Source organism: Georgenia sp. AZ-5 (genome assembly GCF_043952095.1).
Lineage (GTDB): Bacteria > Actinomycetota > Actinomycetes > Actinomycetales > Actinomycetaceae > Georgenia.
Genome location: NZ_JBINOU010000001.1, coordinates 358,594 through 376,538 on the forward strand (window position 1 = coordinate 358,594; position 17,945 = coordinate 376,538).

At 75.4% G+C, this 17,945-nt stretch carries 17 protein-coding genes; 8 read left to right on the forward strand and 9 right to left on the reverse strand.

Annotated elements, in window-relative coordinates:
- Window positions 1-54: 54 nt before the first annotated feature.
- Window positions 55-1,497, forward strand: coding sequence for an MFS transporter (locus ACF0H8_RS01715; RefSeq protein WP_395287272.1), 1,443 nt, complete (start codon window positions 55-57; stop codon window positions 1,495-1,497).
- Between the two features lie 20 nt (window positions 1,498-1,517).
- On the opposite strand, the gene metE is transcribed toward ACF0H8_RS01715, so the two are convergent.
- From metE to ACF0H8_RS01730, 3 genes are all read right to left on the reverse strand, one after another.
- Window positions 1,518-3,938, reverse strand: coding sequence for a 5-methyltetrahydropteroyltriglutamate--homocysteine S-methyltransferase (gene metE / locus ACF0H8_RS01720; RefSeq protein ID WP_395287273.1), 2,421 nt, complete (start codon window positions 3,936-3,938; stop codon window positions 1,518-1,520).
- Window positions 3,939-3,948: 10 nt separating this feature from the next.
- Window positions 3,949-4,938, reverse strand: coding sequence for a methylenetetrahydrofolate reductase (locus tag ACF0H8_RS01725; protein WP_395287274.1), 990 nt, complete (start codon window positions 4,936-4,938; stop codon window positions 3,949-3,951).
- Between the two features lie 87 nt (window positions 4,939-5,025).
- Window positions 5,026-5,949, reverse strand: a complete 924-nt coding sequence (locus ACF0H8_RS01730) for an NADP-dependent oxidoreductase (protein ID WP_395287275.1) — start codon at window positions 5,947-5,949, stop codon at window positions 5,026-5,028.
- A gap of 155 nt (window positions 5,950-6,104) precedes the next feature.
- Here ACF0H8_RS01730 and ACF0H8_RS01735 point away from each other — a divergent pair, with 155 nt between their 5' ends.
- The 5 genes from ACF0H8_RS01735 to ACF0H8_RS01755 all read left to right on the forward strand — a co-directional run bounded on the left by ACF0H8_RS01735 (window position 6,105) and on the right by ACF0H8_RS01755 (window position 9,446).
- Window positions 6,105-6,335 carry a hypothetical protein gene (locus tag ACF0H8_RS01735; RefSeq protein WP_395287276.1) on the forward strand — a complete coding sequence of 77 codons (231 nt, stop codon included), beginning with the start codon at window positions 6,105-6,107 and terminating at the stop codon, window positions 6,333-6,335.
- Window positions 6,332-7,162 carry an ABC transporter ATP-binding protein gene (locus tag ACF0H8_RS01740; RefSeq protein WP_395287277.1) on the forward strand — a complete coding sequence of 277 codons (831 nt, stop codon included), beginning with the start codon at window positions 6,332-6,334 and terminating at the stop codon, window positions 7,160-7,162. Before ACF0H8_RS01735 ends, ACF0H8_RS01740 begins: the two co-directional genes overlap by 4 nt.
- The gene (locus ACF0H8_RS01745) at window positions 7,159-7,872 is read left to right on the forward strand and encodes an ABC transporter permease (protein WP_395287278.1); all 714 of its coding nucleotides are present in this window, start codon (window positions 7,159-7,161) and stop codon (window positions 7,870-7,872) included. The genes ACF0H8_RS01740 and ACF0H8_RS01745 overlap by 4 nt, the downstream gene beginning before the upstream one ends.
- Before the next feature lie 103 nt (window positions 7,873-7,975).
- Window positions 7,976-8,542, forward strand: coding sequence for a hypothetical protein (locus tag ACF0H8_RS01750; RefSeq protein ID WP_395287279.1), 567 nt, complete (start codon window positions 7,976-7,978; stop codon window positions 8,540-8,542).
- Window positions 8,543-8,684: 142 nt separating this feature from the next.
- Complete coding sequence (locus tag ACF0H8_RS01755; RefSeq protein ID WP_395287280.1) at window positions 8,685-9,446, forward strand: alpha/beta hydrolase family protein; 762 nt, start codon at window positions 8,685-8,687, stop codon at window positions 9,444-9,446.
- A 5-nt stretch (window positions 9,447-9,451) separates the two neighbouring features.
- Here ACF0H8_RS01755 and ACF0H8_RS01760 read toward each other — a convergent pair whose 3' ends face one another.
- The 4 genes from ACF0H8_RS01760 to ACF0H8_RS01775 form a co-directional block, all read right to left on the reverse strand.
- Window positions 9,452-10,498, reverse strand: a complete 1,047-nt coding sequence (locus ACF0H8_RS01760; RefSeq protein ID WP_395287281.1) for an endonuclease/exonuclease/phosphatase family protein — start codon at window positions 10,496-10,498, stop codon at window positions 9,452-9,454.
- A 188-nt stretch (window positions 10,499-10,686) separates the two neighbouring features.
- The gene (locus ACF0H8_RS01765; RefSeq protein WP_395287282.1) at window positions 10,687-11,211 is read right to left on the reverse strand and encodes an ASCH domain-containing protein; all 525 of its coding nucleotides are present in this window, start codon (window positions 11,209-11,211) and stop codon (window positions 10,687-10,689) included.
- 22 nt (window positions 11,212-11,233) lie between these two features.
- Complete coding sequence (locus tag ACF0H8_RS01770) at window positions 11,234-11,911, reverse strand: alpha/beta hydrolase (RefSeq protein ID WP_395287283.1); 678 nt, start codon at window positions 11,909-11,911, stop codon at window positions 11,234-11,236.
- Between the two features lie 132 nt (window positions 11,912-12,043).
- Window positions 12,044-13,249 carry a Bcr/CflA family efflux MFS transporter gene (locus ACF0H8_RS01775; RefSeq protein WP_395287284.1) on the reverse strand — a complete coding sequence of 402 codons (1,206 nt, stop codon included), beginning with the start codon at window positions 13,247-13,249 and terminating at the stop codon, window positions 12,044-12,046.
- A 106-nt stretch (window positions 13,250-13,355) separates the two neighbouring features.
- On the opposite strand from ACF0H8_RS01775, the gene ACF0H8_RS01780 reads away from it, so the two are divergent.
- A complete protein-coding gene (locus ACF0H8_RS01780; protein WP_395287285.1) occupies window positions 13,356-13,913 on the forward strand; it encodes an NADPH-dependent FMN reductase in 558 nt (185 codons plus the stop codon).
- A gap of 7 nt (window positions 13,914-13,920) precedes the next feature.
- On the opposite strand, the gene ACF0H8_RS01785 is transcribed toward ACF0H8_RS01780, so the two are convergent.
- Both ACF0H8_RS01785 and ACF0H8_RS01790 read right to left on the reverse strand, forming a co-directional pair.
- Complete coding sequence (locus tag ACF0H8_RS01785; protein WP_395287286.1) at window positions 13,921-14,646, reverse strand: response regulator; 726 nt, start codon at window positions 14,644-14,646, stop codon at window positions 13,921-13,923.
- Window positions 14,643-16,313: an ATP-binding protein gene (locus ACF0H8_RS01790; protein WP_395287287.1), complete on the reverse strand. Its 1,671-nt coding sequence runs from the start codon at window positions 16,311-16,313 to the stop codon at window positions 14,643-14,645. Before ACF0H8_RS01790 ends, ACF0H8_RS01785 begins: the two co-directional genes overlap by 4 nt.
- A 140-nt stretch (window positions 16,314-16,453) precedes the next feature.
- Between ACF0H8_RS01790 and ACF0H8_RS01795 the strand changes: the two genes are divergently transcribed.
- On the forward strand, window positions 16,454-17,860 hold the full coding sequence (locus ACF0H8_RS01795) for a cation:dicarboxylate symporter family transporter (protein ID WP_395287288.1): 1,407 nt from the start codon (window positions 16,454-16,456) through the stop codon (window positions 17,858-17,860).
- The last annotated feature ends 85 nt before the right edge of the window (window positions 17,861-17,945 follow it).

Below are 17,945 nucleotides of genomic sequence, written 5' to 3' on the forward strand. Positions count from 1 at the left end.
CGGGCGCCTGCGGACGTAGAACGAGTGGTGTTCGTCAGCCGTGAGGGAGATGGGATGCACATCGATCCGGGCGGCCCCACGGCGCGACCCGGAGGAACCCCGGCCGGCGCACGCGGCGACGGCACACGCGGCCACGGCACACGCGGCCACGGCACACGCGCCCGCGGCACGGGCGGCGGGACCGCCGTCGGGCATTCCAGCTTCGCGGAGCGGTTGTACTCCCGGCTCGTGCCGAGCGTCCCCTTCACTGCCGCCTCGTTGCCCGAGCCGGCACGTGCCGCGCTGCCCGCCAACGGTCTGCGCCTCGTCGCCGCCAACGCCCTGCAGAGCGCGGGCGACCAGGTCGTCAACGCCAAGACGGTGCTGCCCTGGCTGCTCACCTCCGTCGGGGCACCCGCCTCGCTGGTCGCCCTGCTCGTCCCCATCCGCGAGTCCGGCTCGATGCTGCCCCAGGCGGCCATGACGCCGTGGGTGCGCCGCCGCGCGGTGCGCAAGTGGGTCTGGGTCGCCGGCGGGGCCGGGCAGGCGCTGGCCACCGCCGCCATGGCACTGACCGCGGCGGCGGCGAGCGGGTGGGCAGCCGGCGTCGCGGTGCTCGCAGCGCTGGCGGTCTTCGCGCTCGCCCGCTCGCTGAGCTCCCTGGCGAGCAAGGACGTGCTCGGTCGCACGGTGCCCAAGGGACAGCGCGGGCAGATCAACGGGATCGCCACCGTGCTCTCCGGGCTGGTGGCGATCACGCTGGGCCTGGGCATCCGCCTGCTGGGCGGTGGCGACGTGGCACCGTCCGTGCTGGCGTGGCTGCTCGGCGGCGCCGCGGCGGCGTGGGTGGTGGCCCTCGCCGTCTACGCCCGCGTGGCCGAACCCGCGAGCGAGCCCGAGCCCAAGCCCGCGGCCGCCGGTGCGTGGTGGAGCCGGTCGTGGCGGCTGCTGCGCGACGATCCGCCCTTCCGGCGGTTCGTGCTCGTCCGCACCCTGCTGCTGGTCTCCGCGCTCAGCCCTCCTTTCGTGGTGACGCTCGCCGCGCGCCAGGGCGGCGTGGGCCTGAGCGGCCTGAGCCCCTTCCTCATCGCCTCGGGCCTGGCCAGCCTGCTCGGCGGGCGGGCGTTCGGCCGGCTGGCCGACAGGTCCAGCCGACGGCTGCTGGTCTGGGGAGCCGGGGCGGCCTCGGTCGTCATCCTGGGGCTGCTGGGCCTGCTCACCGTGCCCGCCGCCCGGGAGTCGGCCTGGCTGTACCCGGCGGCCTACCTGCTGCTCGCCCTGACCCACACCGGCGTGCGGGTGGCCCGCAAGACCTACGTCGTCGACATGGCCGAGGGCGACCGGCGCACCGAGTACGTGGCCGTGGCGAACACGGCCATGGGCGTCCTGCTGCTCGTGGCCGGTGGCATCTCCGGTGCGCTCGCACAGCTCGGCGTGGAGGCCGCGCTGGCCTTCCTCGCCGTGCTGGGCCTCGCCGGTGTCGTGGTCGGGCGCACGCTGCCGGAGGTGAGCCGCTGACGGGAAACCCGCAGCCGCCCTCAGCCCACGAGTGACGGCGCCGCGGCGTCCCCGCGCTCGAGCGTCGCGCGCACCGTCCGGGCCGCCTCCACCAGGTGCTCCAGCGCCGGGGTCGCCTCGTCGTGCCGGCGGGTCTTCAGCCCGCAGTCCGGGTTGACCCACACCTGCCGGGCCGGCACGGCGCCGACGGCCGCCGTGAGCATCTCGGCGATCTCCTTCGCCGACGGCACGCGCGGGGAGTGGATGTCGTACACGCCCGGGCCGATCTGGCGGCGGAACCCCGCGCCCTGGATGGCAGGGAGGATCTCCATCCGCGAGCGCGCCGCCTCGATGCTCGTGACGTCGGCGTCGAGCTGGTCGATGACGTCGAAGACCTCGCCGAACTCCGAGTAGCACAGGTGGGTGTGCACCTGCGTGACCGGCCCGGCCACCGCCGTCGCCAGCCGGAACGCCCGCACCGACCACTCCACGTATGCCGCTCGCTCGGCGCGTCGCAGCGGCAGCAGCTCGCGCAGCGCCGGCTCGTCCACCTGGATGATCCGGATCCCGGCCGCCTGCAGGTCCGCGACCTCGTCGCGCAGCGCCAGCGCCACCTGCAGGGCGGTCTCGGCCAGGGGCTGGTCGTCCCGGACGAACGACCAGGCCAGGATCGTCACCGGGCCCGTGAGCATGCCCTTGACCGGCCGCTGCGTCAGCGCCGCCGCGTGCGTCGTCCACCGCACCGTCATCGGCGCCGGGCGGGCGACGTCCCCCCACAGGATCGCCGGCCGGGTGCACCGCGAGCCGTAGGACTGGACCCAGCCGTGCTCCGTCACCGCGAACCCGTCGAGCAGCTCGGCGAAGTACTGCACCATGTCGTTGCGCTCCGGCTCGCCGTGGACGAGCACGTCCAGGCCCAGCCGCTCCTGCAGCCGGATGTTCTCCTCCACCTCCGCCCGCATCGCTGCCTCGTAGCCGGCCTCGTCCAGCTCGCCGCGCTTGAGGGCGGCACGCGCGCGGCGGATCCGCGCGGTCTGCGGGAAGGAGCCGATCGTCGTCGTGGGCAGCACCGGCAGCCCCAGCACGTTCCCCTGCGCCGCCACCCGCTCCTCGTAGGGCGCCCGGCGCAGGTCCTCCTCGCCCAGCCGCGCGAGGCGGTCGCGGACGTCGGCACGCCGGACGCCGGGGTGGGCGGCCCGGGCGGCGCGGGCCGCGGCCGCCGCCTTCAGGGCGCCGGCCACGGAGTCCCGGCCGGTGGCCAGCGCCTCGGCGAGGACGAGGACCTCCTCCACCTTCTGGTCGGCGAACGCCAGCCACGAGCGCAGGTTGCGGCTCATCCGCCGCTCGCGGGTCACGTCGTGCGGCACGTGCAGCAACGACGACGACGTCGACACCGCCACCCGCGCGCCGGGGCCGATGCCGGCGCGCACCTGCTCCAGCGCGCCCAGCGCCCCCTCGAGGTCGGTGCGCCAGACGTTGCGCCCGTCCACGACGCCGGCGACGACGACCTGCCGGCGCAGGGCGGCGAGCCGGTCCGCCGGGGGCACCGCGCCCCGCACGAGGTCCAGCCCCACCGCCTCCACGTCGCTGGCAGCCAGCACCGGCAGGGCGTCGCCGAGATCGCCGTAGGGCGCGGCGACGAAGATCGCGGGACGTTCCGGGCGGGTGAGCTCGCCGGCGAGGACGGCGTAGGCCCGCTCGGCCGCCTCGAGCACCTCGCGCCGCGGCGTCGCCCAGGTGTCCACGACCAGGGCGGGCTCGTCGAGCTGCACCCACGGCGCGCCGGCCAGCCCGAGCGCGCGCAGCAGCGCCGCGTAGGCGGCCACGACGTCCTCGAGCCGGTCCAGCGGCCGGAAGCCGGCCGGCGCGTCAACCGCGGGCTTGCTCAGCAGCAGCAGCGTCACCGGGCCGACGACGACGGGCCGGGTCGTCGCGCCGTCGGCGGCCGCGCCGAGGAACTCGCGCACCACCCGGTCGTCGGCCAGCCGCACCGCCGTGCCGGGCCCGATCTCCGGCACGAGGTAGTGGTAGTTGGAGTCGAACCACTTGGTCATCTCCAGCGGCGCGAGGTCCCCGCGCCCGCGGGCCATGCCGAAGTAGCCGGCCAGGTGCACGGCGCCGTCGGGCCGGGTGAACGGGGCGAAGCGGTCCGGGACGATGCCGAAGGTGGTGGCCGCGTCGAGCACGTGGTCGTAGGCGGAGAAGTCCGACGGGATGGCGCCGTCCTCCGCGGGCAGGCCCAGCCTGGCGAGCCGGGCGCGGGTGGCGCGCCGCAGCCCCTCCATGCTGGCCTCGAGGTCGTCCAGCTCGCTGCGCCCGGCCCAGAACGCCTCCACCGCCTTCTTCAGCTCGCGGTTCGGCCCGATGCGCGGGTAGCCGAGCACGGTGGCGTCGGGGAACCACGGGACGGTGCGGTCGAGGCCCTCGGCGGCGTCGCGGGCGGGCGTGCCCTGGTGGGTCATCGGTGCTCCTTCAGGTGGCGGGGACCGGCCCCGGGACGGCGGGGCGCGTCATCAGAGCGGGGTTGCGGATGCCGCGGGCGCGCAGGTGCTCGAGCACGTCCAGCGCCGGCCGGTCCTGGTTGAAGGTGTACAGGTGGAGCCCCGGGGCGCCGACGGCGAGCACCCGGTCGATCAGCGCCAGCGTGGCGTCGATGCCGCGGCGCAGCCGCTCGTGCTCGTCCTCCACGTCGAGCAGCGCGTCCAGCGTGACGGGGACGGGGACGGCGCTGAGCTCCTCGAGGCGGTGCAGGCGCCGCCGGTCGGTGAGCGGGAGGATCCCCGGGAGGACGGGGATGTGGACCCCCCCGGCGCGGGCGTCGGCGACCAGGGAGGCGTACGCCTCGGCGTCGTAGAAGACCTGGGTGATGGCGAAGTCGGCGCCGGCGTCCTGCTTCTCCCGCAGCGCCGCGAGCTCGTCGCGGCGGGTGTGGCTGAGCCCGGAGGGGTACGCGGCCACCGCCACGGACACCACGTCCGCCGGGGAGATGCCCAGGTCCAGCGCCACGATGCTCGGGTGGCCGGCCTGCCGCCGGGGGTCGCCCGGTGGCCCGAGCACCTCGGCCTCCACCTGCCGGATGAGGGCTACGAGCTGGCTGGAGCGGGACAGCCCGCCCTCCGGCGCCCGCCAGGTGGCCTCGCCGCGGGGCGGGTCCCCGCGCAGGGCGAGGAAGTCCCGCACGCCGGCGGCGAACAGCGCCCGGACCCGCTCCGCCAGCTCCTCGCGGGTGGCGCCCACGCAGGTCAGGTGCGCGATGGGCGGGACGTCGGTGTGCCGCAGCAGCCGGCGCACGAGCTCCGCCGAGGCCGCGCGCGAGGAGCCGGAGGCGCCGTAGGTGACGGAGAAGAAGTCCGGGCCCGCCCCCGCCATGCACAGCACGCGCCGCCACACCTCCTCGTCGAGCTCCGGCCGCCGGGGCGGGAAGAGCTCGAAGGAGACCGTCGGGTGCGTGGCGGTGCTCACACAGAGCAGGCTAGATGTGCAGCCCACCCCGGTCATCCGGGTCGGGCGCGGGACGGCCCCGGTCCCGCGGGGTGAGACCGTGCCGACTCAGCGGGCGGCGACCCGGACGACGACCTTGCCGGCCGCGTGGCCGGCCTCCACCACGGCGACGGCCCCCGCCGCGCGCTCCAGCGGCAGCACGCGGCCGACGCGGGGGCGCAGCACGCCCCGCTCCACGGCGGCCAGCAGCTCCGGGAGCACCTCGGCCGTGGGCCGGCGCGCCACGCCGGCGCCGCCGAGCCCGACGGCGGTGTCCGGGTCCGCCGTCGAGACGACCGCCGCCGGGTCGTTGAGCATGGGGGCGAGCAGGCGCAGCGCGGCCCCGCCGACGAGGTCGATCACCGCGTCCAGGCCCGCCGGGGCCGCCTCGCGCAGGCGGTCGAGGAGCCCCTCGCCGGTGGGCACGAACGCGGCGCCGAGCTGCTCCACCAGAGCCCGCTTGCCCTCGCTCGCGGTGCCGACCACGCGCAGGCCCGGGACGGTGGTGCACAGCTGCGTGGCGACCACGCCGACCCCTCCGCCGGCGCCGTTGACGAGCACCGTCCGGCCGGCCCGGAGCGGGACCTGGCGTACCGCGTCCCAGGCGGCCGCGCCGGCCACCGGCAGCACCGAGGCCTCGGCGAAGGACAGCAGCGCGGGCTTGCGGGCGAGCCGGTCGGCGCGGGCGAGGGTGTGCTCGGCGAAGGCGCCCCAGCCCCGGGCGGGCTGGCCGAGCACGGCGTCGCCCGGGCCGAACCCGGTGACGCCCTCGCCAACGTCCTCGACGACGCCCGCCAGCTCCAGGCCCATCGGGGCCGGCAGCTGGATCTTTCGGCCGAAGCGCCCCTCGCGGCGCTTGACGTCCGCGGGGTTCACGCCGGCCGCGCGCACGGCGACGCGGACCTCGCCCGGTCCCGGGGCGGGGACCGCCCGGTCGACGAGGGCCTGCGCCTCGGGGCCGCCGAACTCGCGGAACACGAACACCTTGGACATGGAAAGCCACTCTCCTCCCGCTACGGACGCTACGCCTCCGGGAGCGCGGGCGGCCGCCTCCCGCGCTCGGCGGCAGGACTGCGGGGCCCGACCCTGGCGGAGCTCCCCCGGGGCGCGCGATGCTGGCGGCGCAACGGCGTGCCGAGGAGGGCGGGATGACGACGAGGACGTGGGCAGACCTCACCGCCGGCCAGCGGGCGGGTCTGATGGCCACGGCCGCGGTCCAGCCGGCCCTCACCGCGACGGCGTGGGCTGACCTGGCGAGGCGCCCGGCCCGGGAGGTCGACGGGAGCGAGGCGAGGTGGGCGACGCTGATCGCCGTCAACTTCATCGGGCTGGTCCTGTACCTCACGCGCGGGCGCCGGCCCGCAAGCCGCCGGGCATGACGACGCCCGCGGTCGTCGTCCGCGGGCTGCGGGTGGTGCGCGGGCGCACCACGGCGCTGGACGGCGTCGACCTGGACGTGGGGCGCGGCACGGTCACCGGGCTGCTCGGCCCGTCCGGCTCGGGCAAGACCACGCTCATGCGGGCGGTCCTCGGCGTGCAGCGCGTCGCGGCCGGGACGGTGCAGGTGCTCGGCCGAGCGGCCGGCAGCGCCGACCTGCGCCGCCGGATCGGCTACGTCAGCCAGGCCCCGAGCGTCTACCTCGACCTCACGGTGGAAGAGAACCTGCGTTACTTCGCCCGCGTGCTGGGCGCCCCGCGCGGGCAGGCGCCGGGGCCGTTCACGACGGCGGAGGACGCGATCGCCGTCGTGGGCCTGGGCGGGCAGCGCCGCCAGCTCGTCGGCACCCTCTCGGGCGGGCAGCTCTCCCGCGTCTCGCTGGCGGTGGCCCTCCTCGGCACACCGGAGCTGCTCGTGCTCGACGAGCCGACGGTCGGGCTCGACCCCGTGCTGCGCGAGTCCCTCTGGGGCGCGTTCCGGGACATCGCCGCGGCCGGGACCACGCTGCTGGTGTCCTCCCACGTCATGGACGAGGCCGCCCGGTGCGACGAGCTGCTGCTGCTGCGCGAGGGCCGGCTCCTCGCGCGGACGACCCTGCCCGAGCTGCTGGCGGGCACCGGCGAGGCGGACGCCGAGCGGGCCTTCCTGCGCCTGATCGAGCGGGGCCGGCTGCGGCCGGGCGGGCCGGGCGGCGCCCCCTCCACCGCCCGTCCCGCGATCCCGGGCGGCCGTCCGCCCCGCCACCTCGGGGGAGGGGAGGCGCCGTGACCGCCACCGCCGCGCGCGTCCTGCGCCAGCTGCGGCACGACCCGCGCACGGTCGCGATGCTGCTGGTGGTGCCGTGCGTGCTGCTCACCCTGCTGTGGTGGATCTACGACGGCGGCCCGGTCTTCCAGCGCATCGGGCCGGCGCTGCTGGCGCTCTTCCCGGTCATCGTCATGTTCCTCGTCACGGCGATCACCACGCTGCGCGAACGCCGCTCCGGCACCCTGGAGCGGCTGCTGACCCTGCCGCTGAGCAAGGTCGGCTTCCTGCTCGGGTACGCCGCCGCGTTCGGGCTGGTCGCCGTCGTGCAGGCGCTCGTGGCCAGCGGGCTCATGCTCGGCCCGCTCGGGCTGGAGGTCGCCGGGCCGTGGGGCGCGCTGGTCCTGGTGGCGGTGCTCGACTCGCTCGTGGGCGTCGCCATGGGGCTGTTCGTCTCGGCGTTCGCGAGCTCGGAGTTCCAGGCCGTCCAGTTCATGCCCGCCTTCGTGCTGCCCCAGCTCCTGCTGTGCGGGCTGCTGGTGCCGCGCGCCGAGCTGCCGCAGGCACTGGAGTACGCCTCGGACGTGCTGCCGCTGTCCTACGCGGTCGACGCGATGAACGAGGTCTCCCGGGAGGCGGACCCGGACCTGCTGCTGCCGCTCGGCGTGCTGGTCGTGTTCGTCGTCGCGGTGCTGCTGCTGGGTGCCGCCACGCTGCGGCGCCGCACCCCCTGAGCCGCGCCGGCACCCGGCGACCGCCCGGAGCGGCTCCGCCGGTGCGCGCGTGACCAGGGCGGACGCCCCTCATGAGGCGGGCCGCGCGTTCTACGCTGGTCGCATGATCACGCGCAGCCAGGAGCAGCAGGCCGGCGACGAGCGGCTCAAGGCCGCCACGGGCCGGTCCCGGGAGGAGTGGTACGCCCTGCTCGACGAGGCGGGCGCGCAGGAGTGGGACCACGGGCACATCGCACGGTGGCTCGGGGGCGAGCACGACGTCGACGCCTGGTGGGCTCAGGGGGTCACGGTCGGGTACGAGCAGGCCCGGGGCCTGCGCGAGCCGGGCCAGCGCCGGGACGGCACCTTCGAGGCCGGCGTCACCAAGACCGTGTACGCCACGCCCGAGCACGTCTGGCCGCACCTCGTCGACGACGACCTGCGCAGCGACTGGCTGGACGTGGACATGCCGGTCACCGGCGTCACCGAGCCCAGGTCCGTGCGGTTCCAGGCCGACGACGGCTCTCGGGTGACCATCACCCTCGACGCGCTCGCCCCGGGCCGGGACGGCCGGGCGAAGGTCCGCGTGGCCGTCGCCCACACCCGGCTCCGTGACGGCGACCGCGTGGCGGAGACGAAGAGGTTCTGGAAGGACGCGCTCGCCGGGCTCGCGGCGCAGCTCGCCGGCTGACGGCGGCTCCCCGCTGGGGGACCGCCGGCGGCGCCCGACGTCCGGCCATCCGTCCCCAGAATTGAGGACGAGCGAGGCCCAGATCCCGAGACCGTCCCGTCAGGTCGCTGCCGGAGCGATACCAGACCTTTACCGTGGGGGCATGGCTGAGGTCGCGATCACGACGCCGCGAGGCGTCCGGCTGGCCGGGACGTTCGAGCCCGGGCCCGGCCGGCGCGCGGTGCTCTTCGCCCACGGCTTCCTCGCCGACCGGCACTCCTCGCTGCGCTTCGACATCCTCGCCTCGGCCTACCGCACGGCCGGCTACGCGACCCTGCAGTTCGACTTCTCCGGCTGCGGGGCCAGCGACGACGACGTCGTCACGGTGGCCGGCGAGGTGGAGGACCTGCGCTCCGCCTCGGCCTGGCTCACCGAGCAGGGGTACCCGGTCCAGGGCCTGCACGCGCACTCCTTCGGCACGCTCGCGGCGCTCAAGGCCCAGCCGCGGGACGTCCGCGCCATGGTGCTCACCGGGGCGCTGACCGGGCCGCTGAACTACCCGTGGGAGGAGATCTTCTCGGCCACGCAGCTCGACGAGCTGGAGACGCACGGCGTGACCCGCATCCCCGACGACAACGACGCCCGGGTCCGGGAGTTCTGCGTCATCTCACGGGAGACCCTCGCCGACTACTCCCTCATCGACCAGGCCGAGCTGCTCGGCAGGGCGCGGGTGCCGGCCCTGTTCGTGTACGGCGACACCCCGGCCGAGGCGGACCTCGTGGCGCTGACCCGCGAGGGGCTGCACCTCATGCCCGAGGGCAGCCGGCTGGAGGTGGTCACCGGCGCCGAGCACGGCATGCGCGACCGCCTCGACAGCCTCGCCCTGATGGCCATCGACTGGTTCGGCACCCACCTGCCCGACTGACGGGGTCATCCGGCCGGGCGCAGCCGGACGACGACGGCGCGGTGGTCGCTGCCGCCACGCTCGAGGACGGCGCCGTCCGTGACGACGTACGCCGAGGCGTCGTGGAGCACGTGGTCGATGGTGGAGCCGAACCAGGCGGGCAGCGCGGCCGGCCACGTGCTGACCCCGCCGACCCCGGTCGCGACCGCGGCGTCGGCGCAGGCGCCGAGGTCCTGCAGCGGCCGGTGGTCGAGCGTGGCGTTCAGGTCACCCGCCACGACGAGGCCGGGAACGGCGCCGTCCCGGCAGAGCGCGGTGACGGCCTCCAGGTCCGCCTGCCAGTCCTGGGTGCGCCGGGCGACCGGCGCCACCGGGTGCACGCCGAGGATGACCGGGCCGTCGCCGTCGGCCGGCTCGGCCCGCACCGCCCCGAGCACGGTGTCCGGCGGCGGGGTCTCGATGTAGGGGCCGAGCGCGGCGGAGACGAGGACGGCGGTGGCGCCCACCGCCGGGCCGCCGGTGGCGCCGGCGACGAAGAGCTGGAACTCCGCCCCGTCGGCCGCGAGCAGTCCCGCCACCCGCTCGGCCAGGAGCCGGGGGGTCTCGGGCAGGACGAGCACGTCGGCGCCGTTGTCAGCGGCGAGCTCGGCGACCTGCTCGGGGGTGGTGTCCCCCTCGGCGGTGTTCAGGGCGAGCACGGTGATCTCCCCGGTGCCCTCACCGTCCGGCCCCACGCCGTCGTCGGCCGCGAGCCGGCCCTGGTTGTCCAGGCCGCGCTCCACCACGATCGCGGCATGCCCCAGGGCCACGACCGCGCACACCACCGCGAGCACGAAGGACTTGACGCCGCGGCGGAACCAGCGCCGGCGCACGACGCCGACCACCAGCAGCACGAGCGCGAGGATGAGGAAGACACCGGCGAGCAGCGGCCGCAGCGCGATGAGCTGGGAGACGGGGTAGGTCATCGTCACGCCGGCCCAGTCCGGCCGGGCGCGGGCGAGCCACTCCGGGTTGAGCGTGAGCACGGCGGCGGCCGCCAGCACGAGGGCCAGGAGCCAGCCGATCACCCGCACCTCTTCAGTGTGTCAGCCGGAGGGCGCGCAGGGGGACCGTTCAGCCGGCTCTCGCCCGCCCGCCCTGAGCGCCGTCTCCGGGACCCTTCGGCCCTCGAGATGCGGACGGGCCCGTGACCTCCCACACTGGGCGGGTGCCTCGGAGGGGCCGGTTCCGCGTCGCAGGGGGGCGCGGACCCGGCCCGGCTTCACCAGCGCCGGCGGGGCAGCGGGTAGACGACCGTGAAGGTCTCCAGCACCACGGGCATGTCCGGCGCGAACGCGCGGCCGTAGGGCTCCAGGACCGCCGCGAAGTACTTCTCGTGCACGCGGCGCCAGTGCTCCAGGCTGCGGTCGCCCTCGCCCTCGGCGGCGGCGTGCTCCGGACCGACCTGGTCGAAAGGCACCACGTCGACCCCGGTGGTGCGCACGAGCAGCCGCGGCTCGCCGGACCCGTCGCACACGATGGACAGGTCGCCGGGGTGAGGCAGCTCCTCGCCCTCGGCCTCCCACTCCCACAGGGCGCTGGCCGTCGCCGTCTTCACGCCGGCGACGACGAGCGCGAGCAGCTCGTCGGCCTCCTCCGCGTCGGTGCCGAAGGACCACGCCGGCGGGATGAGGGCGGCGAGCTCGCTCTCCCCGACGACGACGTCGAGCCGGGTCAGCCCGGCCACCTTGCGGGCCCGGGCCCAGAACAGCTCCAGCGCCTCGTCCTCGGGCGGGGTGATCTCCATGCGCCGAGTCTGGCACCCGGTCTCAGGCGCCGGCGGGACCGTCGAGGAAGGCGACGAGGTCGGCCACGGTGTCCGCGGAGATGCCGTGGCCCAGGCCCGGGTAGACGCGCGCGGTGAGACTGGCGTGCCCGGGCAGCCAGGCGGCGGTGCGCTCGACCAGGAACGGGGCGATCACCTGGTCGGCGTCGCCGCGGGCCCACAGCACCGGCGGGCGGCGCTCGGCGAGCACCGTGTCGCCGTCGACCTCCCCCGGCGCGACGAACCCGGAGAGGTTGACGACGAAGCCGACCCGCTCCGGATCCTGACGCAGCACCTGCGTGGCGATGGCGCCGCCCTGGGAGAACCCGCCGAGGCCCACGGCGGTGAACCCGGAGAGGGTGGTGTCCAGCCAGGCCCGCACGGCCCCCGCGGCCGCGTTCGCCCCCTCCGCGCGCAGCCGGTTGGTGGTCTCGTTCTCGACGTTCCCCTTCCCGCCGGCGAGCTCGCCGCCGAGGGAGAACCACTCGTAGCCGAACTGGTTGGTGCCGGGCGCGCGCAGGGAGGCCACGACGTAGCGCTCCGGCAGGTACTGAGCCAGCGCGAACAGGTCCCGCTCGTTGGAGCCGTAGCCGTGCATGAGCACGAGCAGCGGCCGGTCCGCCCGCTCGGTGGCGGGGGCCGACCACAGGACGGCGTCGGCGTCGATGGTGGGGGTGGACATGCGCGTTGCTCCCTCGGTCGGTCGTGGCCCGGACGGGCCCGGTCCGGTCAACCGCGGCGGGCCGCCCGCCATTCCGCGGGGTCATCGACGGGTCCCGCCGCCCCGGACGGGGCCGTGAGCCGATGACCGGCGTCACAGCGCCGGGCGGCCGCGCGCCACGGCGGCCATCACGGCAGCCGCCGCCGCGAAGGCCACGACCATGACGGCGGCCATGGTGCCAACGGACTCGCCAAGCAGCCCGGTGAGCGGGGCGCCGAGGGCGGCCATCCCGAACTGGGAGGCGCCGACGAGCGCCGCCGCGCTGCCGGCGTCGTGCGCCTGGAGCGCCAGGGCCAGGCCCGGGACGGCGGGCAGCAGCATGCCGACGGCGCAGATCGTGGGCAGCAGCGCGGCGAGCAGCGGCCCCAGCCGGCCGGGCCCGGTGCCCACCGTCGCGGCGACGACGCCGATCGCCGTCGCCCCGGCCAGCGCCACGGCCAGCGCGCCGCCCACGATCCGGGTGCCGCCGACGCGGCCCATGAGCGCCCCGGCGACCTGTGTGCCCGCCGTCACCGTCAGGGCGCCGAGGCCGAAGACCAGCGCGTACTGCTGCGCCGTGAGCCCGTAGGTCTGCTGGAAGAGGAAGGTCGAGGCGGCGACGTACGTGAAGAAGCCCGCCATTGCCAGGCCCGCGACGACGACCAGGCCGCGGAAGGTCCGGTCCCGCAGCAGCGCGGCGTAGGAGCGGACCGCGCCCGCGGTGCCGCCGGCCCGGCGCCGCGGCGGGGGCAGCGACTCGGGCATGGTCAGCGCCACCAGCACCAGCAGGACGGCGCCTGCGGCGGCCAGCACGACGAACAGGAGCCGCCAGGACCCGGCGAGGAGCACCTGTGCGCCGAGCGCCGGCGCGAGCACCGGGGCCACGCCGACGACGAGGAGCAGCCGGGAGAACATCTTCCCCACGGCCACGCCCTCGTAGACGTCGCGCACGACGGCCAGCGCGACCACCAGCCCGGCGGCGGCGAGGAAACCCTGGAGGAAGCGCAGCGCCACCAGCAGCGTCACCGCGTGCACGACGGCGATCACCAGGCTGGTCACGACGTACCCGCCGAAGGCCACCAGCAGCGGCGGGCGCCGCCCGGTCGCGTCGGACACGGACCCGATGAGCAGCTGGCCCGCCGCCAGCCCGACGAGGGCCGCGGTGACCGTGAGCTGCACCTGGGCCGGGCCGGCGTCGAGCTCGGCGGCGATGAGCGGCAGGGCGGGCAGGTAGAAGCTCAGCGTCATCGGGGCCATGGCGGTGACCGCCGCGAGCAGGACGACGACGCCCCCGCCGAGACCGGCCCGCTCCGCGCTCACGCGCCGAGCGTAGGCCGGGCGTGGCCGGCGGGGGCGGCAACGGCTTGCCGCGACCGACCGGCCCGGCCACGATGGGCCTGTCACGTCGGCACGACGAGGTGGGGACATGACGAGGATCGCGGTGATCATCGGCACGACGCGGCCGAACCGGGTGGGCGACTCCGTCGGCGAGTGGGTGTTCTCCCAGGCCCGCCGCCGCACCGACGCGGAGTTCGAGCTGGTCGACATCCGCGACCAGCACCTGCCGCTGCTCGACGAGCCCGTGCCGCCCTCGATGGGGCAGTACCGCGAGCCGCACACCCAGGCGTGGGCGGCGAAGGTCGCCACCTTCGACGGGTTCGTGTTCGTCACCGGCGAGTACAACCACGGCATCCCCGGCGCGCTGAAGAACGCGCTGGACTACCTCTACGCCGAGTGGAACAACAAGGCCGCCGCGTTCGTCAGCTACGGCAGCGCCGGCGGGGTGCGCGCCGTCGAGCACCTGCGCACCGTCATGGGCGAGCTGCAGGTCGCCGACGTGCGCGAGCAGCTCTTCCTCGACCTCGCCGCGGACTTCGACGGCGACGAGGTGGCCCCGACGCCCATCCACGCCGACATCCTCACGGGCGTGCTGGACCAGGTGGTCGCCTGGAGCGCGGCGCTGCGGCCGCTGCGAGGCGGCTGATCAGTCACTAGCTCGACCAGCGGTACTCCAGCTCGGGGCGCCCGGCCTGCCCGTGCCGGGGCGCCCGCGTCACCTGGTGCACCCGCGCGAGGTGCTCGAGATAACGCCGGGCGGTGACCCGCGAGATGCCCAGCCGCTCCGCCAGCTCGCTCGCCGAGCACGCACGGTCACCCTCGCGGAGCAGCTTCGTGATCCGATCGAGGGTCTCGGGTGCCATGCCCTTGGGCACCCCGACGGAGGCGTCGTGGTGCAGCGCCGCGAGGGCCCGGTCCACCTCGTCCTGTGCGACGGCGCCCGGTCGGCCGGCGGACAGCGCCCGACGGTAGGTGCGGTACCCGCGCATCTTCGCGGCGAAGTCAGCGAAGGCGAACGGCTTGATGAGGTAACCGACGATGCCGGTGGTCGCGGCGGCCCGCACGGTCGGGACGTCGTTGGCCGCGCTGATCACCATGATGTCGACCTCCGTGCCCGACCCGCGGATCAGCCGGGCGACGTCGAGCCCGGGCCGGTCGGGCAGGTTCATGTCGAGCAGCACGAGGTCGACGGGCCGGCCGGTGTCCCGGGACCGGGCGACGGCCTCCAGGGCCGCACGGGCGTTTCGCGCCGTCGCGGCGACCTCGAAACCGTCGAGACGCGCCACGTACTCCGCGTGCGCCGCGGCGGTCAGCTCCTCGTCCTCGACGACGAGCACCCGGACGGGCCGCGGTCCACCCGTCACCTCGCCCCCGCTCACGCCGTCACCCCGCCGCCGGACACCCCGGAGTGCGGGACCCGTCCACCGGACCGGTCGCCCGCGTGCCGCGGGAGCTCCACGACGAACACCGCCCCGCCGTCGTTGTAGGCCGTGACGCTCCCGCCGAGCCGGGCGACCGTCTGCCGGACGAGCGCCAGGCCGACGCCCCGGCCCTCTGGTCCGGCCCCCTTGGACGTGGTCCCCAGGGCGAAGGCGTCGCCGTCCTCGGGCACCCCCGGGCCCGTGTCCGCCACGCGGATCCGCAGGCCGGCCGGGATCTCACTGAGATCGACCTCCACGGTCGCCTCCGCGCTGCCGGCCGCGGCGTCGATGGCGTTGTCCACCAGATTGCCGATCACCGTGAGGAGCTCGGTGGGCGGGACGTGCAGGCCGCCCACCTGGCCGGTCACGACGACGTCGAGGTGCACGCCCCGCTCGTTCGCGGCGGCCGTCTTGCCGAGGAGGAGGGCGCTGACGAACGGCTCGTCCACCGCGGTGATGACCTCGTCGGTGAGCCGCTGCGTGCCGCCGAGGTCGGCGGCGGCGAAGTCCAGGGCCTCCCGGCTCCGGCCGAGCTCGAGGAGGGAGACGATGGTGTGCAGCCGGTTGGCGTGCTCGTGGGTCTGGGCGCGCAGCGCCGTCGCCAGGGTCCGGGCGGTGTCGAGCTGTCCGCTGAGCCGGCTGACCTCGGTGTGGTCGCCCAGCACGAGCACCCGCCCGGTCGGCTTCTCCTCCACCGGCGCGCGGCGCAGCCGGCGTGGGCTGGTCCGGCCGGCGGTGACCGGGCGCTGGGTCACGTGGAGCACACGGGTGTCGGTGATGTGCAGCTGGTCCTCGACGCTCGCGCCGGAGACCAGCACGTCGCGGACGGTCGGCGGCAGGTCGATGTCGGTGAGGGGCAGGGGCAGGTCGTCGGCGCTCAGGGTGGCCGGCAGGTCCAGGAGCTCGGCGGCGCGGTCGTTGAAGAGCTGCACCGTCCCGTCGCCGTCGACGAGCAGGAGGCCCTCGCGGGCGGTGTGCAGGGTGGCGTCGGCGAGAACGTGCAGCCGTGCGAGCTCCTGCGGGCCCCGGCCGAGGGTCGCCCGCCAGAGGTACCGGGCCACCAGCGCGGACCCGGCCGCGCCGAGGAGCAGGACGACGGCGCCGAGGGCGACCACCCCGGGAACGTCCCGCGCCGTCGCGAGGTTCACCCGTTCTACCGTGATGCCGGCCGCCGCCAGCGCGACGATGTCGCCGTCGTCGTCCCGCACCGGGGCGATGGCCCGGACCGAGGGGCCGAGGGTGCCGGTGAAGGTCTCGCTGTAGGTCTCCCCCGCCAGCGCGGGCGCGCGGGTGCCCCGGTAGGTCCCGCCCACCTGGGCGGGGTCGGGGTGGGTGAATCGGGTGCCGTCGGGCGCCATCACGGTGATGAAGTCGGCGCCGGCGTCCCGGCGGAGCTCCTCGATCGGCTCAGAGAGGGTGGCCGCCGGATCCGCGGAGGTCACCGCCTCCCGCACGAACCGGTCGTCCGCGACGGCGGTGGCGAGCGTGCGGCTGCGGGCCGCCGCCTCGTCGTAGTTCGCGCGGGCGTTGTTCTGCCAGAGCAGGTAACCGACCCCGGCGGTCGCCACGAGCACCGCGACCAGCTGGAGCACGAAGACCCGCAGCGCGACGCTCCAGCCCTTCACTTCTCGCTTCTTCCCTCCCCGGTCGACCGCCCTCGCGAACTCTATGAACGCAAGAAGAAGTCCCGGGGACCTAGATGTGACAGTCGTCACGGTAGCGCCGCCGGCGCACCGTCCGCTCAGACCCTTGTCAAGGAGGACCCATGGCTGTGGACATCACCGATCGCCAGGCCCCGGCCGGGCGATCGCCGAAGAAGGACAAGACCCACTGGCTGTACATGTCGGTCATCGCCGCGGTGGTCGCGGGCGCGATCCTCGGCCTCGCCGCACCCGACGCCGCCGTCGCCCTCAAGCCGCTGGGCACCGCCTTCATCGCGCTCATCAAGATGATGATCGCCCCGGTCATCTTCTGCACGATCGTGCTCGGCGTCGGATCGATCGCCAAGGCCGCGACCGTCGGCAAGGTGGGCGGCATGGCGCTGGCCTACTTCATCACGATGTCGACGTTCGCCCTCGCCATCGGGCTCGTCGTCGGCAATCTCATCCACCCCGGCTCGGGCCTGCACCTGGGCAGCACCAGCTACGAGGTGCCCACCGACAGCGAGCACGCCGGCGGCACCACCGGGTTTCTCCTCGCCATCATCCCGACGACGCTGATCAGCTCGCTGACCTCCGGCAACATCCTGCAGACCCTGCTGGTCGCCCTGCTCTGCGGGTTCGCCCTGCAGCGGATGGGCGCCGCGGGCAAGCCGGTCCTCAAGGCCATCACCTACGCCCAGTCGCTGGTGTTCCGCCTGCTCATGATGATTATGTGGGTCGCGCCCATCGGGGCCTTCGGCGCCATCGCCGCAGTGGTCGGCGAGACCGGCGTGCAGGCGATCGTCTCGATGGCCACGCTCATGGGCGCCTTCTACGTCACCTGCGCCCTGTTCATCGTCGTCGTCCTCGGCGGCCTGCTCCGCGCCTTCACCGGCGTCAGCATCTTCAAGCTGATGAGGTACCTCGGCCGGGAGTACCTGCTGATCTTCTCGACCTCTTCCTCGGAGGCGGCCCTGCCGCGGCTGATCGCGAAGATGGAGCACCTGGGCATCTCGAAGCCGGTGGTCGGCGTGACGGTCCCGACGGGCTACTCCTTCAACCTCGACGGCACCGCCATCTACCTGACGATGGGCGCGCTGTTCGTCGCCGAGGCCATGGGCAATCCGCTCGCCCTGGCCGAGCAGATCTCGCTGCTCGTCTTCATGATCATCGCGTCCAAGGGCGCGGCCGGCGTCTCCGGCGCGGGCATCGCGACCCTGGCCGCCGGCCTGCAGTCGCACCGCCCGGACCTGCTCGACGGCGTCGGCCTGATCGTGGGCATCGACCGGTTCATGTCCGAGGCCCGCGCACTGACGAACTTCACCGGCAACGCCGTCGCCACGCTGCTGCTCGGCAAGTGGGTGCGCGAGGTCGACCTCGGTCAGGTCCGCCGCGTGCTGGACGGGCAGGACCCGTTCGACGAGGCCAGCATCACCGCCGACCCGCACGCCGCCGACCCGCATGCAGCACCGGACGGTGCTGACGAGACGGACAGCGCCCGCCGGCCGGATGAGCTCGTCGGGGCGCGCTGACCACGTCCAGCCGACCATGGGGTCCGGTGCGGATACCGCACCGGACCTCCCCCGTGCACGGTCCGTCGCCGAGGCCGGGACTCCC

Bases quoted from the DNA above. Each gene is read 5' to 3' on its own strand.
- ACF0H8_RS01715 (WP_395287272.1), top strand. From the start codon at position 55: ATGCACATCGATCCGGGCGGCCCCACGGCGCGACCCGGAGGAACCCCG.
- metE (WP_395287273.1), bottom strand. From the start codon at position 3,938: ATGACCCACCAGGGCACGCCCGCCCGCGACGCCGCCGAGGGCCTCGAC.
- ACF0H8_RS01730 (WP_395287275.1), bottom strand. From the start codon at position 5,949: ATGTCCAAGGTGTTCGTGTTCCGCGAGTTCGGCGGCCCCGAGGCGCAG.
- ACF0H8_RS01735 (WP_395287276.1), top strand. From the start codon at position 6,105: ATGACGACGAGGACGTGGGCAGACCTCACCGCCGGCCAGCGGGCGGGT.
- ACF0H8_RS01740 (WP_395287277.1), top strand. From the start codon at position 6,332: ATGACGACGCCCGCGGTCGTCGTCCGCGGGCTGCGGGTGGTGCGCGGG.
- ACF0H8_RS01750 (WP_395287279.1), top strand. From the start codon at position 7,976: ATGATCACGCGCAGCCAGGAGCAGCAGGCCGGCGACGAGCGGCTCAAG.
- ACF0H8_RS01755 (WP_395287280.1), top strand. From the start codon at position 8,685: ATGGCTGAGGTCGCGATCACGACGCCGCGAGGCGTCCGGCTGGCCGGG.
- ACF0H8_RS01765 (WP_395287282.1), bottom strand. From the start codon at position 11,211: ATGGAGATCACCCCGCCCGAGGACGAGGCGCTGGAGCTGTTCTGGGCC.
- ACF0H8_RS01770 (WP_395287283.1), bottom strand. From the start codon at position 11,911: ATGTCCACCCCCACCATCGACGCCGACGCCGTCCTGTGGTCGGCCCCC.
- ACF0H8_RS01780 (WP_395287285.1), top strand. From the start codon at position 13,356: ATGACGAGGATCGCGGTGATCATCGGCACGACGCGGCCGAACCGGGTG.
- ACF0H8_RS01795 (WP_395287288.1), top strand. From the start codon at position 16,454: ATGGCTGTGGACATCACCGATCGCCAGGCCCCGGCCGGGCGATCGCCG.